General features: G+C 72.2%; 17 protein-coding genes. 9 read left to right on the top strand and 8 right to left on the bottom strand.

Features of this window, described 5'->3' with window-relative positions; translation table 11 throughout:
• The first annotated feature begins 180 nt into the window (after positions 1 to 180).
• Positions 181 to 1,002 (top strand): PP2C family protein-serine/threonine phosphatase, encoded by an 822-nt coding sequence (locus tag ACGF4C_RS35420; protein WP_393572162.1) that lies wholly within the window; start codon positions 181 to 183, stop codon positions 1,000 to 1,002.
• 54 nt (positions 1,003 to 1,056) lie between these two features.
• The gene (locus ACGF4C_RS35425; RefSeq protein ID WP_393572212.1) at positions 1,057 to 2,055 is read left to right on the top strand and encodes an MASE1 domain-containing protein; all 999 of its coding nucleotides are present in this window, start codon (positions 1,057 to 1,059) and stop codon (positions 2,053 to 2,055) included.
• Positions 2,056 to 2,067: 12 nt separating this feature from the next.
• On the opposite strand, the gene ACGF4C_RS35430 is transcribed toward ACGF4C_RS35425, so the two are convergent.
• The 3 genes from ACGF4C_RS35430 to ACGF4C_RS35440 are packed head-to-tail and all read right to left on the bottom strand — an operon-like array spanning position 2,068 to position 5,811.
• Positions 2,068 to 2,481: a DUF742 domain-containing protein gene (locus ACGF4C_RS35430; RefSeq protein ID WP_030416097.1), complete on the bottom strand. Its 414-nt coding sequence runs from the start codon at positions 2,479 to 2,481 to the stop codon at positions 2,068 to 2,070.
• A 19-nt stretch (positions 2,482 to 2,500) separates the two neighbouring features.
• Entirely contained in the window at positions 2,501 to 2,941 is a 441-nt protein-coding gene (locus ACGF4C_RS35435) for a roadblock/LC7 domain-containing protein (protein WP_030813977.1), read from the bottom strand.
• Entirely contained in the window at positions 2,938 to 5,811 is a 2,874-nt protein-coding gene (locus ACGF4C_RS35440) for a nitrate- and nitrite sensing domain-containing protein (RefSeq protein ID WP_393572164.1), read from the bottom strand. Before ACGF4C_RS35440 ends, ACGF4C_RS35435 begins: the two co-directional genes overlap by 4 nt.
• Before the next feature lie 263 nt (positions 5,812 to 6,074).
• On the opposite strand from ACGF4C_RS35440, the gene ACGF4C_RS35445 reads away from it, so the two are divergent.
• A complete protein-coding gene (locus ACGF4C_RS35445) occupies positions 6,075 to 6,557 on the top strand; it encodes a hypothetical protein (RefSeq protein ID WP_393572166.1) in 483 nt (160 codons plus the stop codon).
• A 101-nt stretch (positions 6,558 to 6,658) separates the two neighbouring features.
• Here ACGF4C_RS35445 and ACGF4C_RS35450 read toward each other — a convergent pair whose 3' ends face one another.
• On the bottom strand, positions 6,659 to 6,988 hold the full coding sequence (locus tag ACGF4C_RS35450; RefSeq protein ID WP_393572168.1) for a bifunctional 3-phenylpropionate/cinnamic acid dioxygenase ferredoxin subunit: 330 nt from the start codon (positions 6,986 to 6,988) through the stop codon (positions 6,659 to 6,661).
• A gap of 159 nt (positions 6,989 to 7,147) precedes the next feature.
• On the opposite strand from ACGF4C_RS35450, the gene ACGF4C_RS35455 reads away from it, so the two are divergent.
• Positions 7,148 to 7,954, top strand: a complete 807-nt coding sequence (locus ACGF4C_RS35455; RefSeq protein WP_393572170.1) for an IclR family transcriptional regulator — start codon at positions 7,148 to 7,150, stop codon at positions 7,952 to 7,954.
• A 647-nt stretch (positions 7,955 to 8,601) separates the two neighbouring features.
• Here ACGF4C_RS35455 and ACGF4C_RS35460 read toward each other — a convergent pair.
• The 3 genes from ACGF4C_RS35460 to ACGF4C_RS35470 form a co-directional block, all read right to left on the bottom strand.
• Positions 8,602 to 9,444 (bottom strand): phosphatase PAP2 family protein, encoded by an 843-nt coding sequence (locus ACGF4C_RS35460; protein ID WP_393572172.1) that lies wholly within the window; start codon positions 9,442 to 9,444, stop codon positions 8,602 to 8,604.
• Positions 9,445 to 9,645: 201 nt separating this feature from the next.
• Positions 9,646 to 10,695, bottom strand: coding sequence for a LacI family DNA-binding transcriptional regulator (locus ACGF4C_RS35465; protein WP_393572174.1), 1,050 nt, complete (start codon positions 10,693 to 10,695; stop codon positions 9,646 to 9,648).
• A 49-nt stretch (positions 10,696 to 10,744) separates the two neighbouring features.
• Positions 10,745 to 12,367 carry an alpha-amylase family glycosyl hydrolase gene (locus tag ACGF4C_RS35470; RefSeq protein WP_393572176.1) on the bottom strand — a complete coding sequence of 541 codons (1,623 nt, stop codon included), beginning with the start codon at positions 12,365 to 12,367 and terminating at the stop codon, positions 10,745 to 10,747.
• A 249-nt stretch (positions 12,368 to 12,616) separates the two neighbouring features.
• On the opposite strand from ACGF4C_RS35470, the gene ACGF4C_RS35475 reads away from it, so the two are divergent.
• From ACGF4C_RS35475 to ACGF4C_RS35495, 5 genes are read left to right on the top strand one after another with little or no spacing between them, the layout of a single operon-like run.
• Positions 12,617 to 13,894 carry an extracellular solute-binding protein gene (locus tag ACGF4C_RS35475; RefSeq protein ID WP_393572178.1) on the top strand — a complete coding sequence of 426 codons (1,278 nt, stop codon included), beginning with the start codon at positions 12,617 to 12,619 and terminating at the stop codon, positions 13,892 to 13,894.
• Positions 13,895 to 13,947: 53 nt separating this feature from the next.
• Entirely contained in the window at positions 13,948 to 14,826 is an 879-nt protein-coding gene (locus tag ACGF4C_RS35480) for a carbohydrate ABC transporter permease (protein ID WP_393572214.1), read from the top strand.
• A gap of 8 nt (positions 14,827 to 14,834) precedes the next feature.
• Positions 14,835 to 15,683: a sugar ABC transporter permease gene (locus ACGF4C_RS35485; protein ID WP_393572216.1), complete on the top strand. Its 849-nt coding sequence runs from the start codon at positions 14,835 to 14,837 to the stop codon at positions 15,681 to 15,683.
• A gap of 1 nt (position 15,684) precedes the next feature.
• A complete protein-coding gene (locus tag ACGF4C_RS35490; protein ID WP_393572180.1) occupies positions 15,685 to 17,295 on the top strand; it encodes a glycoside hydrolase family 13 protein in 1,611 nt (536 codons plus the stop codon).
• Complete coding sequence (locus ACGF4C_RS35495) at positions 17,280 to 18,350, top strand: LacI family DNA-binding transcriptional regulator (protein WP_393572218.1); 1,071 nt, start codon at positions 17,280 to 17,282, stop codon at positions 18,348 to 18,350. Before ACGF4C_RS35490 ends, ACGF4C_RS35495 begins: the two co-directional genes overlap by 16 nt.
• A 10-nt stretch (positions 18,351 to 18,360) precedes the next feature.
• Here the strand turns inward: ACGF4C_RS35495 and ACGF4C_RS35500 are convergent, their stop codons facing one another.
• Positions 18,361 to 18,621 (bottom strand): DUF397 domain-containing protein, encoded by a 261-nt coding sequence (locus ACGF4C_RS35500; RefSeq protein WP_393572182.1) that lies wholly within the window; start codon positions 18,619 to 18,621, stop codon positions 18,361 to 18,363.
• Between the last annotated feature and the right edge of the window lies 1 nt (position 18,622).

Genomic DNA, 18,622 nt, shown 5'->3' on the forward strand with positions numbered 1-18,622 from the left:
GTGGTGCCTCTCGTCCGGTGGCGGCCGGCCGCGGTGACGGCGGGGCACGGCCGCGGTGACAACGGAACAACTGATCACCGAGCCTAGCCTGTTGACCATTGCTCAACAAGCTCGGCGGTGCCCGGCCGGCCGGGCGTAGGGTGAGAACAGACGCGAGCCGCATGCGGAGCGGAGTGCGCGATGAACCGACGCCGCGGCACCGGACCGTCGCCCGAGGAACTGCTGGGACTCCTCGGCCGGCTCACCGGCCAGGTCATGGAACGGATCAAGCTCCAGCAGGCCCGGGTGGCACTCGCCGTGGAACTGCAGCGGCACATGCTCCCGCCGGAGCTCCCGGGCCTTCCGGGACTGACCACCGCGGCCCGCTACGTCCCGGCGCAGACCGGGCTGGACATCGGCGGGGACTGGTACGACGCCTTCGCCCTGCCGGACGGCTCCCTCGGCTTCGTCATCGGCGACGTCCAGGGCCACGACGTGGAGGCCGCCGCCTTCATGGGCCAGGTCCGCACCGGCCTGCGCGCCGTCGCGGGCGCCACCACCGACCCCGGCGACGTCCTGGAACGGGCCAACAACCTGCTGCTGTCGATGAGCTCCGACCTCCTCGCCACCTGCACCTTCCTGCGGTTCGAGCCGACCTGCGGCGAGCTCGCCGGCGCCCGGGCCGGGCATCTGCCGGCGGTCTGGGGCACCGCCGCCGGTACCGAGGTGCTCACCGACCCGGGCGGGCTGCCGCTGGGGGTCTTCCCCGACCAGCGCTACCCCGTCACCCGCCGCCGGCTGGACCGGTCCGGGGCGTTCGTCCTGCTCACCGACGGGGTGGTGGAGGGGCCGAGCTACCCGATCGAGCAGGGGCTGGCCCGGGTGGCCGGCATCGTCGGAGCGGCGTACGAGGCCGCGGCCGACGACCTGGCCGGCCAGGTGGTCGCGGTCGCCGATCTGACCGGGCACACCGACGACGCCGCCGTACTGGTGCTCCGTCACGACGGCGGCCCCTACGGGTAGGCGGGCGCGGTGGACGGGCAGGCGCCGAGCGGACCCGGCAGCGTGGCCGGGCGGATGCTCGCGGCCACGGCGGGGCACCGGGCGCTCGCCGTGCAGATCCTGTGCACCGCCGGTGCCTACTACGGCAGTGCCCGGCTCGGTCTGCTGCAGGAACTGGTCCGCGGGCAGGTCACCCCGCTGTGGCCGCCGACCGGGATCGCCCTGGCCGCGCTGCTGCTGTTCGGGCGGCGGGTGTGGCCGGGCATCGCCCTGGGCGCGTTCCTGGTCAATGTGTCGCTGGGGCCGTCGTTCCTCGTCGTGTGCGCCATCGTGGCGGGCAACACGCTCGGCCCGCTGCTTTCCCACGGGCTGCTGCGCCGGGTGGACTTCCACACCCGGCTGGACCGGCTGCGCGACGCGGTGGCGCTGGTGGGCCTCGGCGCCCTGACCGGGATGCTGGTGAGCGCCACCGTCGGCAGCGGGGTCCTGGTCCTCTCCGGGGCGCTGACCGGCGCCGGCTTCTGGCCCGCCTGGGCGGTGTGGTGGACCGGGGACGCGATGGGGGTGCTGGTCGTCACCCCGGTGCTGCTGCTGTTGAGCACCGTCCGGTGGCCGCCCCGGGGCCGCTTCCACCCCTACCGGTGGGCGGAGGGGGTGCTGCTCGCGGCCTGCACGTTCGCCGTCACCGAGCTCGCCGTGAGCAGCCCGATGAACCTGCTCTTCCTCGTCTCGCCGTGCCTGATCTGGGCCGCGTTCCGCTTCGAGCGGGCCGGCGCGGCGCCGTGCGCGCTACTGGTCTCGACGGTGGCGATCGTGGCCGCCGCCCAGCGCTCGGGACCGTTCGCGCACCACGACCTGTTCACGAACATGGTCACCCTGCAGGCGTTCAACGGGATCACCGCACTGACCGCGCTGCTGCTCGCCGCGGTCGTCACCGAGCGGCACACCACCCACCGGCAGATCGAGCAGGTGGTCGCCCAGCTGACCGAGGCGCTCGCCCGGCTGGAGCCGGGCCGGGCCGGGGAGCAGTGGCCGCCGCCGCGCCGCACGGACCAGGGCGACGGCGGCGGCTGACGTCCCGGCCGCTCACAGCGCCCGCAGACCGTCGATCACCTCGCGCAGCACCTGCTCGTCCGGCAGTTCGGCCGGCGGCACCGGCCGGCTGACCCGGACCAGGCCGGCGTCGAGCAGATCGCCGATCAGCACCCGGACGACACCGACCGGCAGGTCGAGCTCGGCCGCGAGTTCGGCGACCGACAGCGGCGCGTCCCGGCACCGCTCGACGATCTCGACGTGCTCCGGGGACAGCGTCCGGTCCTCGGCCGTCCTTGCCGCACGGCTCTCGGCGATCACCTGCGCGATCAGGTCGAGGCGCCCCTCCGCGGCGGTCCGGGTGCGCCCGCGGGTCATGGCGTACGGCCGGACGACGGGACCCGCTTCGTCGTCGAACCAGCGGGCCGCCTCCCGCTCGCGCGCCGCCCGGCCGCCCTGGTCGCTCATGGTGTCACCGTCGTCTGGCTCAGCTGGCCGGACCGGACCGGGGCGCGGTGCCCAGGTGCGTACCCACGCGCTTGACCAGCAGGGTCATCTCGTAGGCGATCAGCCCGACGTCGGAGTCCGCGTCGGCCAGCACGGCCAGACAGCTGCCGTCGCCGGCCGCGCTGACGAACAGGAACGCCTCGTCCAGTTCGACCATGGTCTGCCGGACCCCTCCGGCGCCGAAGTGCCGGCCGACGCCCTTGGCCAGGCTGTGGAAGCCGGAGGCGACCGCGGCCAGGTGCTCGCCGTCCTCCCGCGTGAGGTCCTTGGAGGCGCCGGTGGCGAGCCCGTCGCTGGAGAGGACGAGTGCCTTGCGGATCGCGCCGACCCGCTCGACCAGGTCGTCCAGGAGCCAGTTCAGCTCGCCGGATCCCTTCGCCGAGCCCGGTGTGGTGAACGCTGCTGCCTGCGGTTCGGTCATGGACCGTCCCCTCCCGATGTGGTTCCTGGTGGTGCTGTGGTGCCCGGGGCGGTGCCGTCCTGCGTGGCGCCGTCCGGGGCATCCGGATCTGTGGTGTCCGCGGCGGCCGGTGGACCGCCGGGTTCGTGCGCGTCCGGGGGTGTGCCGTCCGCGCGGGTCTCGTCCTCCTCACCGTTGTGACGGCGGCCGCGCTGCCAGCCGCGCTGGAGCGAGGCCATCCGGGCGCGCACCGCCTCGGCGTCGCGGTCGTCGTCCGCGGACGGCGTGGCCGGCCGCTCCGGGCCGGGCCGGCCGCCCCCGTCGGCCTTGAGCTGCGGGGCGAGGCTGGCCTGCCGGACCCGTCGGGGCAGCCCGGTGGGCGTGGTGGCGGGGCCGGCCGGGGGGTCCTCGCAGGGCGGGGCTGCGGCGGGGCCGTCCGCGGGGACGTCCGCCGGGCCCTCGGCGGAGCCCCGGGCGGCGGGGCGCTCGTCCCGGCCCAGGCCCCGGTCGCGGTGCCGGTCCCGGTCCTCGACCGCGTGCTCCTCGCGCTCCCGGTCCCGCTCCCCGGCCCGGTCCCGGTCCCGGTCGTCGACCGTACGGCCGTGGTCGGAGACCAGCACCGGCGGGCGGTGGCGGCGCGGCAGCGGGGCGAGCCCGCCACCGGGCGCCTGGTCGCGGGTCTGCTGGTGCTGCTCGCCGTCGGGGACCGGCGGTACGGGGGCGATGCCGGCGCGCGGTCCGCGGTCCCGGCCCCGGCGCGGGCCGCCGAACAGGGCGTCCTCGTCGTCGAGCGGGCCGAGCTCGTCCGGTCGCAGCGGCGGTTCCAGTTCGACCGGTCCGTCGACGACGCCCCGCCCCTCCCTCGGGGGGAGCGGCACCGGCACCTGCGAGAGGGCGGCCAACTTCCCCGCCGCGTGGTCGAGTTCGTCGTCCACCGGGACGCCGGTCAGCGGTCCGGCGGCCGGCCCGCCGCCCTCCCGGCCGGCGCCCGCGTCGCCGGTCTCCGTGAGGATCGCGCCGGGGAGGAAGACCACGGCCGTGGTGCCGCCGTACGGCGAGGGCTGCAGGGTGACCCGTACGTCCTGGCGCTGGGCGAGCCGGCTGACCACGAACAGGCCGAGCCGGTCGGTGTCGGACAGCTCGAACTCGGGGGTCTCGGCGAGCCGGAGGTTGGCCTCCAGCAGCTGGTCGGGGGGCATGCCCAGACCGCGGTCGTGGATCTCCAGGGCGTAGCCGTTGGCGACGCGCTCGCCGAGCACCTGGACGGCGGTGTGCGGCGGCGAGAAGACGGTGGCGTTCTCCAGGAGTTCGGCTATCAGGTGGGTGAGGTCGGAGACGGCCGGGCCGTCCACCGCGAGCCGGGGCAGCCGGCGCACCTCGATGCGCTCGTAGTCCTCCACCTCGGCGACCGCCGCGCGCACCACGTCCATCAGCTGGATCGGTTTGCGCCACTGCCGGGAGGGCGCCGCGCCGGAGAGGATGACCAGCCCCTCGGCGTGCCGTCGCATACGGGTGGTGAGGTGGTCGAGCCGGAAGAGGTCGGCGAGCTCGTCGGTGTCCTCGGTGCGCCGCTCCATGGCGTCCAGCAGCGTCAGCTGGCGGTGCAGCAGCACCTGGCTGCGGCGGGCGAGGTTGACGAACACCTCGGAGACCCCGCGGCGCATCTCGGCCTGTTTGACGGCGGCCTCGATGGCGGCCCGCTGGAGGGTGTTGAGCGCCTGTCCGACCTGACCGGTTTCGTCCGGGCCGAATTCGAGCCGGGGCGCCTCGGTCTCCACGTCGACCTGTTCCCCGGCGGCCAGCCGGCGCATCACGCTCGGCAGCCGTACGCCGGACACCTCGTGGGCGGTCTTGCGCAGCCGGGTCAGGTCCCGCACGTGCCGGCGGCCGATGCGGAAGGAGACGATGACCGAGACCAGCAGGGCGACGAAGCCGAGGACGCCGGCGGCGACGGCCTTGAGCACGATGCTGGTGGCGGCCGGCGCGACCCGCTCCTGGTAGCGGTCGCCGGCCTCCTTGCCCATCCTGGCGAGGTCGCCGAGCACCTTCTCGGCGGTGGTGTTCCAGCGTTCGGCGTTGACCGCGTCCGGCCCGCCCCGGTCGCCGGCGGCGATCACCCGGTCCTCGTAGGAGGTGAGTTCGCGGGCGGTGGCGGAGCGCCAGTAGTCCCCGTAGAGGCCGCGGTCCCGGGCGGGCAGCAGGGGCAGGTTGGTGCCGTAGAGGACCCGGCGCTCGGCGATCCGGTCGGACAGCTCGCGCACATCGCGCCGGCTCATGCTGCCGGAGGCCAGCACCGCGGACATCAGGGCGTCCTCGCGGGCCAGCGCCTCGCGGGCGCGGGTGACGTTGACCAGGGCGCGGCCCTGCTTGTCCATCTCGACGTTGTCCAGGGCGTGGACCGCGGCGAGGAAGTCGTAACCGGGGTCGACGAGGGCGTCGTAGGACTCCATCGCCTCGTCGCGGGTGACGGTGTTGTCCTCGACCTGGTTGCGCAGCGAGCGGAGCGAGGACAGGCCCTTGAGGAGGGTGTTCATCCGGTCGCCGACGCCGGCTTCGAGGTCCTCGCGGACGTCGCGGCCGGCGGCGTCGGCGCGCAGCCGGGCGACCAGGTCGTCGGTGACCCGGGTCCGGGCGTGCAGTTCGCTCAGCGCGGTGGCGCCGCGGCGGTCGGCGAGGTAGAGCAGGCTCTGGCGGCGCTCGTGCTGCAGGGCCTGGATGACGTCCTCGACGGGGTAGCCCAGGTTCTTCACGACATTGCCGACGTCCAGCAGCTGGTTGGCCGAACGGCCGGTGACATAGGTGGTGACCGCCCACATCGTCGTCAGGGACACCAGCGGTACGAGCAGCAACGCCACGATCTTCCGACGGACCGACTTCCCGCGAAAGCGCATGGCCTCCCCTACGTCAACCCCGGCGCACGGGGGTGGTGTTCCGTCAACAAACGGCGCGAGCCTACTACTGTCGGGGGACCAACCCGAAGGGCTCTCCGGGCCCCGGTGCCGCGGCCCGCGGCCGGGTCGTCCTGAGTTGTCCGCCGATTCCCGGACAACCCGCCCGTATTTGTGCGCCGCGAGCCCACACCGGCACCGGAGGGCGCGGTGGGACGGTTGGCCGGTTTCGCTCTACCCCCGGGAACCCCGCGGTGCTTCCGTGCGTGCACCATGAGGGTGGACGGGTCCGGCGGCGGGGAATCTTCCGGTGGAAGCCGGGCACTCGGCAAGGAGCGGACGCGCGGGGTGGATGCGGGGAGTGTGACGCGGTCATGGACACCGGCAGGGAGCCGTTGTGGCAGGAGGAGCCGGCGGTACGGCCCCGGATGGCGGACCCGGTACGGACCGCCGCGGTGCGCGCCGTGATCATCGTGGCGATCACCCTGATCGGGGCCATGGTGGCGTTCCTGTGCACGCTGGCGGGGTCCTGGCTGGCGTTCCCCGCGGTGCTCGGTACGGTCGCCGGCACGGTGGTCGCCACCTGGGCGGTGCTGGACGTGTGGGTGACCCGGCAGGTCTGGGTGCAGCGCCACGGTGTGCAGTCGCAGCCGAGCAGTACGGCCCGGGAGCTGCGGCGCGAGCGGCGGCAGGAGCGCCGCCGTCAGCGGCGGGAGCGGCCGGCACCGGCGGACCGCGCGGCCGCCTGAGCGCCCCCTGCGGCCCGGCCGGCAGGCGGAGCCCTCACATCACCGCTACGCCACCGCCCCTTCCCTGACCCCGGGCCGACCATGGACCATCCCGTCGACCGCTAGGCCACCGCCTCTTCCCTGACCGCGGGCCGGACGTGCACCATCCCGTCGATGACGCCGACCTCGTGGGTACGTACCGGACGGCGGGCCGGCAGACAGGTCGGGGCTCCGGTGCGCAGGTCGAACAGCGCGGCGTGCAGCGGGCATTCGACGAAGCAGCCCTCGACCCAGCCCTCGGAGAGCGAGGCGTCCTGGTGGCTGCAGGTGTCGTCGACGGCGTAGAAGCCGTCCTCGGTGTGGAAGACCGCGATGGCCGGGGTGGTCTCGTCGATCTCGATCCGTACGGACTCGCCCTGGGGCAGGTCCTCGATGCGGCAGACGGCAATCATCTGGCCCCCCTCGCGCTGATCGGTATCATGTGTTCTGAATAACGCATCGCAGAGCGCGATGCGCAACAGAATCCAAGGCGTGGAGCGGGCCGTCAAGGGCTTCCCGGAAGATGCCCTCACACGGCCCCTCGGGGGCCACCGGGTGGTGAACGAAGACCCATGTCGAATACGAGCGGGACCTCGGACGACCGGTCCGAGGAGCGGCGCGGCGGGGCGGGTTCCGTCCAGTCCGTGGACCGTGCGGTGAGCGTGCTGGAGATCCTCGCCAGACTCGGCGAGGCCGGGGTGACCGAGATCTCCGCGGAGCTGGGCGTCCACAAGTCGACCGCCTTCCGGATCCTCGGCGTGCTGGAGGGCCGCGGGCTGGTGGAGCAGGAGAAGGAGCGCGGCAAGTACTACCTCGGGTCCGGGGTGCTGCGGCTGGCCGGCGCCGCGGCGATCCGGCTGGACATCTCGCAGGAGGGCCAGCCGGTGTGCCGGGCACTGGCCGACGACACCGGGGAGACCGCCAACATCGCGGTCCTGGACGGCGACGCCGCGGTCAACATCATGCAGGCCAGGGGCGCGGCCGCGGTCACCGCCTACAACTGGCTGGGCCGGCGCACCCCGCTGCACGCCACCGCGAGCGGCAAGGTGCTGCTGGCGCATCTGCCGCAGGAGCGCCGGGAGAGCCTGGTGACCCGCAAGCTGCCGCGCTTCACCGCGCACACGCTCACCACCGCGGCCGCGCTGCGCGCCCAGCTGACGGCCGCGCTGGAGGACGGATTCGCCTGCACCGGCGAGGAGTTGGAGATCGGGCTGAACGCGGTCGCGGCACCGGTGCGGGCCCACGACGGCGCGGTGATCGGCGCGATCGGCGTCTCCGGCCCGGCGTACCGGATGGAACGCGGGCTCCTGCCGGAGCTGGCCGAACGGTCCGTGAAGGCGGCCGTCGAACTGTCCCGCCGGATGGGCTACACGGGGTAGCGGGGCTTCCCACGTACTTGTCTGCGGCGCCGCGGGGGTTGCTCGCCGTTGCGCTTTGCGGCGCCCCCGCACGTAGTTGTCTGCGGCGCCGCGGGTGGTCTCGCCGTTGCGCCTGCGGCGGGCTGGGTTTGTGGTGGGTGCGGTGACGGGCCTCCGGGGCCGGTGTTTGGGACTGCTTCGCTTTACGTCCCAAACACCGGCCCCTCCGGCCCGTCCCCTCCCGTTGGGGGAGGGGAATGCGGTGGGTGGGGGCGAGCGTTGGGGGTGCAAGGGGTTTTGGGGACCCGTAGGGGACGGTCGAACAGAACCCGTAGGGGTCGCGAGCGCCCCTTGCGGGCCTCAACCCAACGGAACGGGGAGATATTCCTGACGCCCGCCCCCACCGGCCTCCCAACCTCCCCACCAACGGGAGGGGACAGACCGGAGGACGAAGTCTGTAGGGCTGTCACCGCACCCGACAACCACCCAGCCCGCCGCAGGCGCAACGGCGAACAACACCCGCGGCGCCGCAGACAGCCACGTGCGGGGCGCCGCAAAGCGCGCAACGGCGAGCGAGCCCCGCGGCGGGACAGACAGCTACGTGCGGGGCGCCGCAAAGCGCGCAACGGCGAGCAACAACCGCGGCGGGACGGCCAAGTGCGTGGGGGTCAGCCCACGGGCGCCGGGACGAGCCGGGCCAGTCGGTGAGGCAGGGTGCCGTACCAGAGGCAGGCCATGAGGAGGCCGAAGGCCATGCACAGGACGCCCCCCAGCGCGTCCAGCCAGAAGTGGTTGGCCGTGGAGACGATGACCAGCAGCGTCATGCTGGGGTAGAGAAGCCCCAGCACCTTGGCCCACAGCGGCTTCGCGAGCAGTGCGATCGTGATGCCGCACCACAGCGACCAGCCGATGTGCATCGACGGCATCGCCGCGTACTGGTTGGACATCGAGGCGAGGTTGCCGGACGCCATCGAGCCCCAGGTGCCGTGGTCGATGAGGGTGTCGATGAAGCCGCCGTCCGGCATCAGCCGGGGCGGCGCCAGCGGGTAGAAGTAGTAGCCGACCAGGGCGACGCCGGTGGTGGCGAAGAGCGCCAGGCGGGCCGCGGCGTACCGGCCCGGGTGCCAGCGGTAGAGCCAGATCAGCACCCCGATCGTCACGATGAAGTGCAGTGTCGCGTAGTAGTAGTTCATCGACACGATCAGCCAGGTCACCGAGTTCACCGCATGGTTGACGGTGTGCTCGACGGCGATGCCGAGGGAGTGCTCGGCCTGCCAGATCCAGTCCGCGTTCCGCAGGGCCTTGGCCTTCTGCTCCGGGACCGCGTTGCGGATCATCGAGTAGATCCAGTAGCTGACCGCGATCAGCAGGATCTCGAACCAGAGCCGGGGTGCGCGGGGGGTACGCAGGCGGGCCAGTCGGCCCTCTTCCACAGGCGGGTCCGCTCGGTCCCCCTTGGGTGGCGGGGTGGTCGGCAGGCCGTCCAGAGTCCTCGTCAGCGCATCACCCATAGGCAGACAGTCTGCCAGAAAGGGGTGTGTCGCCGATCATCCTTCGGTCGGGTATTCGAGCCGTCGTATGGCACTTGAGGGGGATGCTCGGCCCCGCCGTTCTCAGGGGCGGACCCTGAGAAGGCCTCAGGGCGGACCCATGGACGGTCTGTCAGGCCAGGCCCCGAGACCGTCCACCCGACCAGGCCCGAGACAGGGCCGTCAGTTGGCCCGCAGCGGCTTGGGGATGCGGGTCGTCTTCGGGACCGAAGCGGTCGAGCCGCGGACCACCAACTCGGGGTGGAAGACGAACTCGCTGTGCGGGGCCGGGGTGCCGCCGACCTCCTCCAGCAGTGCCCGCACCGCCGCCTGGCCCATGGCCGTCACCGGCTGACGGATCGTGGTCAGCGGAGGGTCGGTGAAGGCGATCAGCGGGGAGTCGTCGAAGCCGACGACGGAGATGTCGCGCGGTACATCCAGCCCGCGCTGCCGGGCCGCCCGGATCGCGCCGAGCGCCATCATGTCGCTGGCGCAGACGATCGCGGTCGCGCCCCGCTCGATCAGCGCGCTCGCCGCGGCCTGCCCGCCCTCCAGGGTGTAGAGGGAGTGCTGGATGTACGGCTCCGCCTCGGCCGGGCCGATCTGCAGTCGCTCCTGCATGGCGCGGACGAAGCCCTCGATCTTGCGCTGGACGGGCACGAAGCGCTTGGGGCCGAGTGCCAGCCCGATCCGCCGGTGGCCCAGCGCGGCGAGGTGGGTGACGGCCAGGTCCACCGCGGCGCGGTCGTCGGGGGAGACGAACGGTGCCTGGACCTTGTCGGAGAAGCCGTTGATCAGGACGAACGGCACGCCCTGGCCGCGCAGCTGCTCGTAGCGCTGCATGTCGGCGGAGGTGTCGGCGTGCAGTCCGGAGACGAAGATGATGCCGGCCACCCCGCGGTCGACGAGCATCTCGGTCAGCTCGTCCTCCGTGGAGCCGCCCGGGGTCTGCGTGGCGAGGACCGGGGTGTAGCCCTGGCGGGTCAGTGCCTGCCCGATGACCTGGGCGAACGCCGGGAAGATCGGGTTCTCCAGCTCGGGGGTGATCAGCCCGACCAGGCCCGCGCTGCGCTGCCGCAGCCGTACCGGGCGTTCGTAGCCCAGCACGTCGAGTGCGGCCAGCACGGACTGGCGGGTGGTGGCGGAGACACCGGGCTTCCCGTTGAGAACCCGGCTGACGGTGGCCTCGCTGACACCCGCCTGCGCTGCGATGTCGGCCAGCCGGGCGGTCATGGATGGGACCTTACCGTTCGGCTGTCGGATTGCCCACCGGGTGCAGCTGTCACCGGGTTGCCCACCAGGTGCAACTGTCACCGGGCAGTGCGGCCGTCGTGCCGTCGATGGCCACCGGGGCGCTGGACAGCAGTGGAGAGCCGGGCAGCGGGATCCCGACCTCGTGGCCGAGGGTGTTCACGGTGCACAGCACGCCGGGGCGGGCGATTGCGAGCACCCCGTCGGGGGCGGGCTGCCAGCTCATCTCGCCGTCGCCCAGGCCCGGCAGCTCCCGGCGCAGGGCGAGCGCGGTGCGGTAGAGCTCCAGGGTGGAGGACGGGTCGCCGGTCTGGGCGGCGACGGTCAGGGCGCGCCAGTCGGCGGGTTGCGGCAGCCAGCTGCCGCCGGACCCGAAGCCGTACGGCGGGGTCTCGCCGGACCAGGGGAGCGGGACGCGGCAGCCGTCCCGGAAGCCGTCCTGGCCGCTCGTCCCGGAGGCGTGGCCGCGGAAGAACGCGGGGTCCTGCCGGGCCTCGTCGGGCAGGTCGGTGACCTCGGGCAGGCCCAGTTCCTCGCCCTGGTAGAGGTACGCGGAGCCGGGCAGGGCGAGCATCAGCAGGGTGGCGGCGCGGGCCCGGGCGAGGCCGCCGCCGAGGCGGGTGGTGTGCCGGACCACGTCGTGGTTGGAGAGTACCCAGGTCGTGGGGGCGCCGACCGACGTGGTGGCGGCGAGCGAGGCGTCGATGACCCGGCGCAGTGCGTCGGCCCGCCAGGCGGTGTTCAGGAACTGGAAGTTGAAGGCCTGGTGGAGTTCGTCGGGGCGGACGTAGAGGGCGAGGCGTTCGGGGGTGGGGGCCCAGGCCTCGGCGACGCCGATCACCTGCCTGCCGTGCTCCTCGCCGTATCCGTCCAGCAGTCGGCGCCAGGCGCGGTGGATGGTGTGCACGCCGTCCTGGTCGAAGAACGGCAGGACCTGGTTGCCGATCAGCTTGGCCTGCTGGCCGTGGCCGATGTCGGGCAGGCCGGGCGCCTTGACCATGCCGTGGGCGACGTCGACCCGGAAGCCGTCCACGCCGAGGTCGAGCCAGAAGCGCAGGATGGCCTCGAATTCGGCGTGCACGTCCGGGTTGTCCCAGTCCAGATCGGGCTGTTCCGGGGCGAAGAGGTGCAGATACCAGTCGCCGCGCTCGGTACGGGTCCAGGCCGGGCCGCCGAAGACCGACTCCCAGTCGTTGGGCGGGAGTTCGCCGTGTGCGCCGCGGCCCGCGCGGAAGACGTACCGCTGCCGGGCGAGCTCGGGGTCGCGGAACCACGGGTGCCGGTCGGAGGTGTGGTTGGGGACGACGTCGACGATCACCCGCAGGCCGAGGTCGTGGGCGGTGCGGATCAGGTCGTCGGCGTCCTGGAGGTTGCCGAAGAGCGGGTCGACGGCGCGGTAGTCGGCGACGTCGTAGCCCCCGTCGGCCTGTGGCGAGGCGTAGAACGGGGTGAGCCAGACGGCGTCCACGCCGAGGTCCTTGAGGTACGGCAGCCGTGCGCGGGCCCCGCGCAGATCGCCGATGCCGTCGCCGTCGCTGTCGGCGAAGGAGCGCACGTAGATCTGGTAGATGACGGCGTCGCGCCACCACGCCGGACCTCGGCCCGGTCCGGGCATCTGGGGGGCGGGGCTGGGGGAAGTGAGCTCCTGGGTCATCTGCCGTCCCTGTCGAGGTCAAGGGTCATGAGAGGCGGGGCCGCGAGGCAGCGGGTCTGCCTTCACGGGGTCAACGCTCGGGCGGTCGCCGGGTGACGGTGCCGCAGGCCTCTCCAGGGTCTCTTTCCGGACATCGCGTTGCAATCCCTTCCACAAGTCTTGCAGCAATTTGCCGCAAGGTCTTTCGGTTTGTTTGCAGCGCTGTTACGTTCCTGACCGCCATCTGAGGCATTTCCCTAAGGAGTTCACATGCGGCGTGGCATGCGGGGCGCGATAGCCACCGCGCTGGTAGCGGGCCTGGCACTGGCGGCGACGGCGTGCGGCGGGGGTGACGGCGGAGGAAACACGGACAGCGGCGGCGAACTGTCGGGAACCGTGACCTTCTGGGACACCTCCAACGACGCCGAGAAGGCGACCTACCGCAAGCTTGCCGAGGGTTTCCAGAAGGAACACCCCAAGGTCCACGTCACCTATGTGAACGTCCCCTTCGGCGACGCCAACGCCAAGTTCAAGAACGCCGCCGGCGGCAACTCCGGCGCTCCCGACGTGATGCGCACCGAGGTCGCCTGGACCGCCGACTTCGCCAACCTCGGCTACCTCGCCCCGCTCGACGGCACCCCCGCCCTCGACAAGACCGACGACTACCTCCCGCAGGCCGTCGGCTCCACCAAGTTCAAGGGCAAGACCTACGCCGCACCCCAGGTCATCGACACCCTGGGCCTCTTCTACAACAAGAAGCTCCTCAAGGACGCCGGCGTCGAGGTCCCCAAGTCCTTCGCCGACCTGGCCGGCGCCGCCAAGAAGATCAAGGCCAAGACCGGCGCCACCGCCCTCTACCTGCGCGGTGACGACCCCTACTGGTTCCTGCCCTACCTCTACGGCGAGGGCGGCAACATGGTCGACGCCCGCGACAAGATCGTCCAGATCGACGACGGCGCCGGCGTCAAGGCGTTCAAGACCCTCAAGGACCTGGTCGACTCCAAGGCCGCCATCACCGACGCCACCGACGGCCAGGAGAACCAGCTCAAGGCCCTCAAGGACGGTACCGTCGCAATGGCCATCGACGGCCCCTGGGACATCGAGGGCGCCCGCGCCGGCAAGGCCTTCAAGGACAAGAAGAACCTCGGCGTCGCCCCCGTCCCCGCCGGCAGCGCCGCCCAGGGCTCCCCGCAGGGCGGCTGGAACCTCTCCGTCTACGCCGGCAGCAAGAACCTCCGCGCCGCCTACGCCTTCGTCAAGTACATGAGCTCCGCCAAGGTCCAGCAGCAGACCACCGAGCAGCTCAGCCTGCTGCCCACCCGCAGGTCCGTCTACGACATCCCGGCCGTCAAGAAGAACGAGATGGTCAAGTTCTTCAAGCCCGCCGTCGACGGCGCCGTCCAGCGCCCCTGGATCGCCGAGGGCAACTCCCTCTTCGAGCCCATCAAGGTCCAGATGAACAAGGTGCTCACCGGCGCAGCCACGCCCGAGCAGGCCGCCAAGGCGACCGGCGACGCCTACCGGAAGCTGCTCAAGGACTACAAGTGACCGTTGCTGTACGGGTGCGCCGGGCCTTCGGCACCCACTGGTACGCATGGACGATGGTCGCCCCGGTCGTACTCGTCATCGGGGTGATCATCGGCTACCCGCTGGTCCGCGGCGTCTTCCTCTCGCTCACCGACGCCAACGAGGCCAACGTCGAGCGCAACATCGGCGTCAACCACATCCCCGCCACCTACAAGTTCACCGGCCTGGACAACTACAAGGCGGTGCTCTCCGACGGCGTCTTCTGGGACCGCCTCGGCTGGACCGTCCTGTGGACCGTCGCCTGTGTCGGCCTCACCTTCCTCATCGGCCTGACGCTGGCCACCATGCTCAACCGGAAGCTGCGCGGCCGCACCTTCTACCGCCTCGCGCTGATCCTGCCCTGGGCCATCCCCGCGTTCATCTCCGTCTTCACCTGGCGGATGCTCTACAACGAGAAGAGCGGCATCCTCAACAAGCTGCTGGCCGGCGGCGGCATCGACGCCGTGCCCTGGCTCAACGACCCCACCTGGGCCAAGCTCTCGGTCATCGCCGTCAACGTCTGGCTCGGCGTGCCCTTCATGCTCGTCGCCCTGCTCGGCGGCCTGACCTCCATCCCCGCCGAGCTCTACGAGGCCGCGGAGATGGACGGCGCCAACGCCTGGCAGCGGTTCCGGCACATCACCGTGCCCGGACTGCGCACCGTCAGCAGCACCGTGATCCTGCTCTCCACCATCTGGACCTTCAACATGTTCCCGGTGATCTTCCTGCTGACCCGGGGCGGCCCCGGCGACGCCACCGAGATCCTGGTGACCTACGCCTACCGGCTCTCCTTCGTCGACAGCCCGCGCAACTTCTCCGAGTCCGCGACCTGGGGCGTCCTGATCCTGCTGCTGCTCTCCGCCGTCGCGGTCGTCTACCGCCGGGCGCTGCGCAAGCAGGGAGAGGTGTGGTGACCACCGCCATGACCCGCACACCGCGCAACCGGCGGAACGAGCGCTCCCGCCTGGCGTCCGCCGGACTGCACACCGGTCTGGCCCTCGCCGCCGTGATCGCCGTCTTCCCGCCCCTCTGGCTGCTGGTGACGTCCTTCAAACCGAAGAACGACGCCTTCTCCACCAGCCTCGTCAGCCACTTCACGCTCGCCAACTACACCCACGTACTGGCCGACACCGAGTTCCTGACCTGGTTCAAGAACTCCGTGGTGATCGTCGGGCTGACCACCGTCCTCGGCGTCTTCATCGCCGCCACCACCGGATACGCCGTCAGCCGCTTCCGCTTCCCCGGCATGCGCCCGCTGATGTGGCTGCTGCTGATCACCCAGATGTTCCCGGTCGCGGTGCTCATCGTGCCGCTCTACAACCTCATGGCGACCTTGGGCCTGCTGAACCAGCCCGCGGGCCTGGTCATCACCTACCTCACCATCGCCGTCCCCTTCTGCGCCTGGATGATGAAGGGCTTCTTCGACACCATCCCGGTGGAGATCGACGAATCCGGCCGGGTCGACGGCCTCAACCCCTTCGGCACCTTCTGGCGGCTCGTCCTGCCGCTGGCCCGCCCCGGCCTCGCCGTCACCGGCTTCTACACCTTCGTCACCGCCTGGGCCGAAGTCGCCTACGCCTCCGCCTTCATGACCGGCGAGGAGAACCTCACCCTCGCCGGCGGGCTGCAGACCTTCGTCAACCAGTACACCAACGACTGGGGCTCGATGACCGCCGCCGCCGTGATCATCGCCGTTCCGGCCGCACTCGTCTTCGCCTTCGCCCAACGCCACCTCGTCGCCGGCCTCACGGCCGGGACAACAAAGGGATGAGATGACCCTCCAGCACAACGCCGCCCCCGAGCAGGCCACCCCGGCCACCGACTGGTGGCGGGACGCGGTGATCTACCAGGTCTACCCGCGCAGTTTCGCCGACGGCAACGGTGACGGCATGGGCGACCTGGCGGGCATCCGCGCTCGCCTGCCGTACCTGCGGGACCTGGGCGTGGACGCCGTCTGGCTCAGCCCGTTCTACGCCTCGCCGCAGGCCGACGCCGGGTACGACGTCGCCGACTACCGCGCCATCGACCCGATGTTCGGCACCCTTGCCGACGCCGAGGCGGTCCTCCGCGACGCCCATGACCTGGGCCTCCGCATCATCGTCGACATCGTCCCCAACCACTGCTCCGACCAGCACGTATGGTTCCGCCGCGCGCTGGCCGAGGGCCCCGGCTCCACGGCCCGGGACCGCTTCCACTTCCGCAAGGGCCGCGGCGAGAACGGCGAACTGCCGCCCAACGACTGGGAGTCGCTCTTCGGCGGCCCCGCCTGGACCCGGGTCGCCGACGGCGAGTGGTACCTGCACCTCTTCGCCCCCGAACAGCCCGACTTCAACTGGGACCACCCCGCCGTCCAGGACGAGTTCCGCTCCATCCTGCGCTTCTGGCTGGACCTGGGCGTGGACGGCTTCCGGGTCGACGTCGCGCACGGCCTGGTCAAGGCCCCCGGCCTGCCCGACATGGGCCACGCCGAGCAGCTCACCCTCCTCGGTAACCAGGCCCTCCCGTTCTTCGACCAGGACGGTGTGCACGAGGTCTACCGCTCCTGGCGCACCGTCCTCGACGAGTACCCCGGCGAGCGGATCGCGGTCGCCGAGGCATGGACCCCCACCGCCGAGCGCACCGCGCTCTACCTCCGCCCCGACGAGCTCCACCAGGCGTTCAACTTCCACTACCTGAACACCGGTTGGGACGCGGACGCGTTGCGCCAGGCGATCGACTCCTCGCTCGACGCGATGCGTCCGGTCGGCGCGCCGACGACCTGGGTGCTGTCCAACCACGACGTGGTGCGCCACCGCACCCGGCTCGGCGGCGGCCCGGCCCGGGCCCGTGCCGCCGGCCTGCTGATGCTGGCCCTGCCCGGCTCCGCGTACGTCTACCAGGGCGAGGAACTGGGCCTGCCCGAGGTCACCGACCTGCCCGACGAGGTCCGCCAGGACCCGTCCTTCTTCCGCAACAGCGGCCAGGACGGACTGCGCGACGGCTGCCGGGTGCCGCTCCCGTGGAGCGGCGAGGCACCCCCGTACGGCTTCGGGACCGGCGGCAGCTGGCTGCCGCAGCCCACCGACTGGGCCCCGCTGACCGTAGAGGCGCAGACCGGCGACCCGGCCTCCACCCTGGAGCTCTACCGCACCGCGCTCTCCCTGCGGCGCACCCACCCCGGCCTCGGCGCCGGGGACACCGTCGAGTGGCTCGACGCCCCCGCCGGCGTGCTGGCCTTCCGCCGCCCCGGCGGCCTGGTCTGCACGGCCAACACCACGCAGGAACCGGTCACCCTCCCCGCATACGGCAGGGTCCTGCTCGCCTCCGGCCCGCTCGACGTACCCGAAACCGCTCCGGACAACGTCTCACTGCCCGCCGACACCACCGTCTGGTGGGCCGAGTGACCCTGACCGGTCCACCGCACCACCCGCCCCGGCTCTCCGACGTCGCCGCGCAGGCGCAGGTCAGCGAGGCGACCGTGAGCCGGGTGCTGAACGGCCGGGCGGGCGTGGCGGCGGGCACCCGGCAGCGGGTGCTCGCCGCGCTGGACGTCCTCGGCCACGAGCGGCCGGTGCGCTTACGGCGCCGCAGCGCGGGCCTGGTCGGACTGGTCATCCCCGAGCTGACCAACCCGATCTTCCCGGCGTTCGCGCAGATCATCGAGCAGGCGCTGGCCGGCCACGGCTACACCCCCGTCCTGTGCACCCAGATGCCGGGCGGGGCCACCGAGGACGAACTCGTCGAGCAGCTGGAGGAACGCGGCGTCACCGGCATCGTCTTCCTCTCCGGCCTGCACGCCGACACCCGCGCGGACCCGTCCCGCTACGCCCGCCTGACCGCCCGCGGCGTCCCGTACGTCCTGATCAACGGCTACCACCCGGGGATCGACGCGCCGTTCGTCTCGCCCGACGACGGGGCGGCGGCCCGGATGGCGGTGCGCCACCTGGCCGAGCTGGGGCACGAACGCATCGGTCTCGCCGTCGGCCCGGTCCGCTATGTCCCCTCCCGCCGCAAGGCCGAGGGCTTCGTGACGGCGCTGGGCGAGTCGTTCGGCCTGTCGAGGGGGCAGGCCGAACGGCGCGTCCAGCACACCCTGTTCAGCGTCGAGGGCGGCGACGCGGCGGCCGCCGCCCTGCTCGACCAGGGCTGCACCGGCATCGTCTGCGGCAGCGACCTGATGGCCTTGGGGGCCGTCCGCGCGGCCCGCCGCCGCGGCCTGGACGTACCCGGCGACCTCTCCGTCGTCGGCTTCGACGACTCCCAGCTGATCGCCTTCACCGACCCGCCGCTGACCACGGTCCGCCAGCCGGTGCACGCCATGGCGACCGCGGCCGTCGGCGCCCTGATCGAGGAGATCCACGACCGTGACCGCGGCGAACGGGACGCCGTCCGCCGCACCGAGTTCGTCTTCCAACCGGAACTGGTCGTACGGGGGTCGACGGGGCCTGCGCCGTCCTGACCTCCGACGATCAGGCCGTCGCTGCCTTGGTCGTCGCGTACGCCACGAACGCCGCCCATGCCCCTGCCGTCACCGCGAGTTGCGGGCCGTCCTTGTCCTTGGAGTCGCGGACGTGGACGGTGGCGGGGGTGGCGGCGATTTCTATGCAGTCGCCGGAATCATCGCCGCTGTAACTGGACTTGCGCCAGGAGAGGGCGACTTCTACGCAGCTGTCGCCCGAGTCGCCGCTGTAGCTGCTTTTGAACCAGGTCAGTTCAGGGGCGGTCGTCATG

The organism is Streptomyces sp. NPDC048197 (assembly GCF_043202395.1).
Lineage (GTDB): Bacteria > Actinomycetota > Actinomycetes > Streptomycetales > Streptomycetaceae > Streptomyces > Streptomyces siderophoricus.

Bases quoted from the DNA above. Each gene is read 5' to 3' on its own strand.
- ACGF4C_RS35480 (WP_393572214.1), top strand. From the start codon at position 13,948: ATGGTCGCCCCGGTCGTACTCGTCATCGGGGTGATCATCGGCTACCCG.
- ACGF4C_RS35500 (WP_393572182.1), bottom strand. From the start codon at position 18,621: ATGACGACCGCCCCTGAACTGACCTGGTTCAAAAGCAGCTACAGCGGC.
- ACGF4C_RS35430 (WP_030416097.1), bottom strand. From the start codon at position 2,481: ATGAGCGACCAGGGCGGCCGGGCGGCGCGCGAGCGGGAGGCGGCCCGC.
- ACGF4C_RS35455 (WP_393572170.1), top strand. From the start codon at position 7,148: ATGTCGAATACGAGCGGGACCTCGGACGACCGGTCCGAGGAGCGGCGC.
- ACGF4C_RS35470 (WP_393572176.1), bottom strand. From the start codon at position 12,367: ATGACCCAGGAGCTCACTTCCCCCAGCCCCGCCCCCCAGATGCCCGGA.
- ACGF4C_RS35490 (WP_393572180.1), top strand. From the start codon at position 15,685: ATGACCCTCCAGCACAACGCCGCCCCCGAGCAGGCCACCCCGGCCACC.
- ACGF4C_RS35475 (WP_393572178.1), top strand. From the start codon at position 12,617: ATGCGGCGTGGCATGCGGGGCGCGATAGCCACCGCGCTGGTAGCGGGC.
- ACGF4C_RS35485 (WP_393572216.1), top strand. From the start codon at position 14,835: ATGACCCGCACACCGCGCAACCGGCGGAACGAGCGCTCCCGCCTGGCG.
- ACGF4C_RS35425 (WP_393572212.1), top strand. From the start codon at position 1,057: ATGCTCGCGGCCACGGCGGGGCACCGGGCGCTCGCCGTGCAGATCCTG.
- ACGF4C_RS35440 (WP_393572164.1), bottom strand. From the start codon at position 5,811: ATGCGCTTTCGCGGGAAGTCGGTCCGTCGGAAGATCGTGGCGTTGCTG.
- ACGF4C_RS35460 (WP_393572172.1), bottom strand. From the start codon at position 9,444: ATGGGTGATGCGCTGACGAGGACTCTGGACGGCCTGCCGACCACCCCG.
- ACGF4C_RS35465 (WP_393572174.1), bottom strand. From the start codon at position 10,695: ATGACCGCCCGGCTGGCCGACATCGCAGCGCAGGCGGGTGTCAGCGAG.
- ACGF4C_RS35435 (WP_030813977.1), bottom strand. From the start codon at position 2,941: ATGACCGAACCGCAGGCAGCAGCGTTCACCACACCGGGCTCGGCGAAG.
- ACGF4C_RS35450 (WP_393572168.1), bottom strand. From the start codon at position 6,988: ATGATTGCCGTCTGCCGCATCGAGGACCTGCCCCAGGGCGAGTCCGTA.
- ACGF4C_RS35420 (WP_393572162.1), top strand. From the start codon at position 181: ATGAACCGACGCCGCGGCACCGGACCGTCGCCCGAGGAACTGCTGGGA.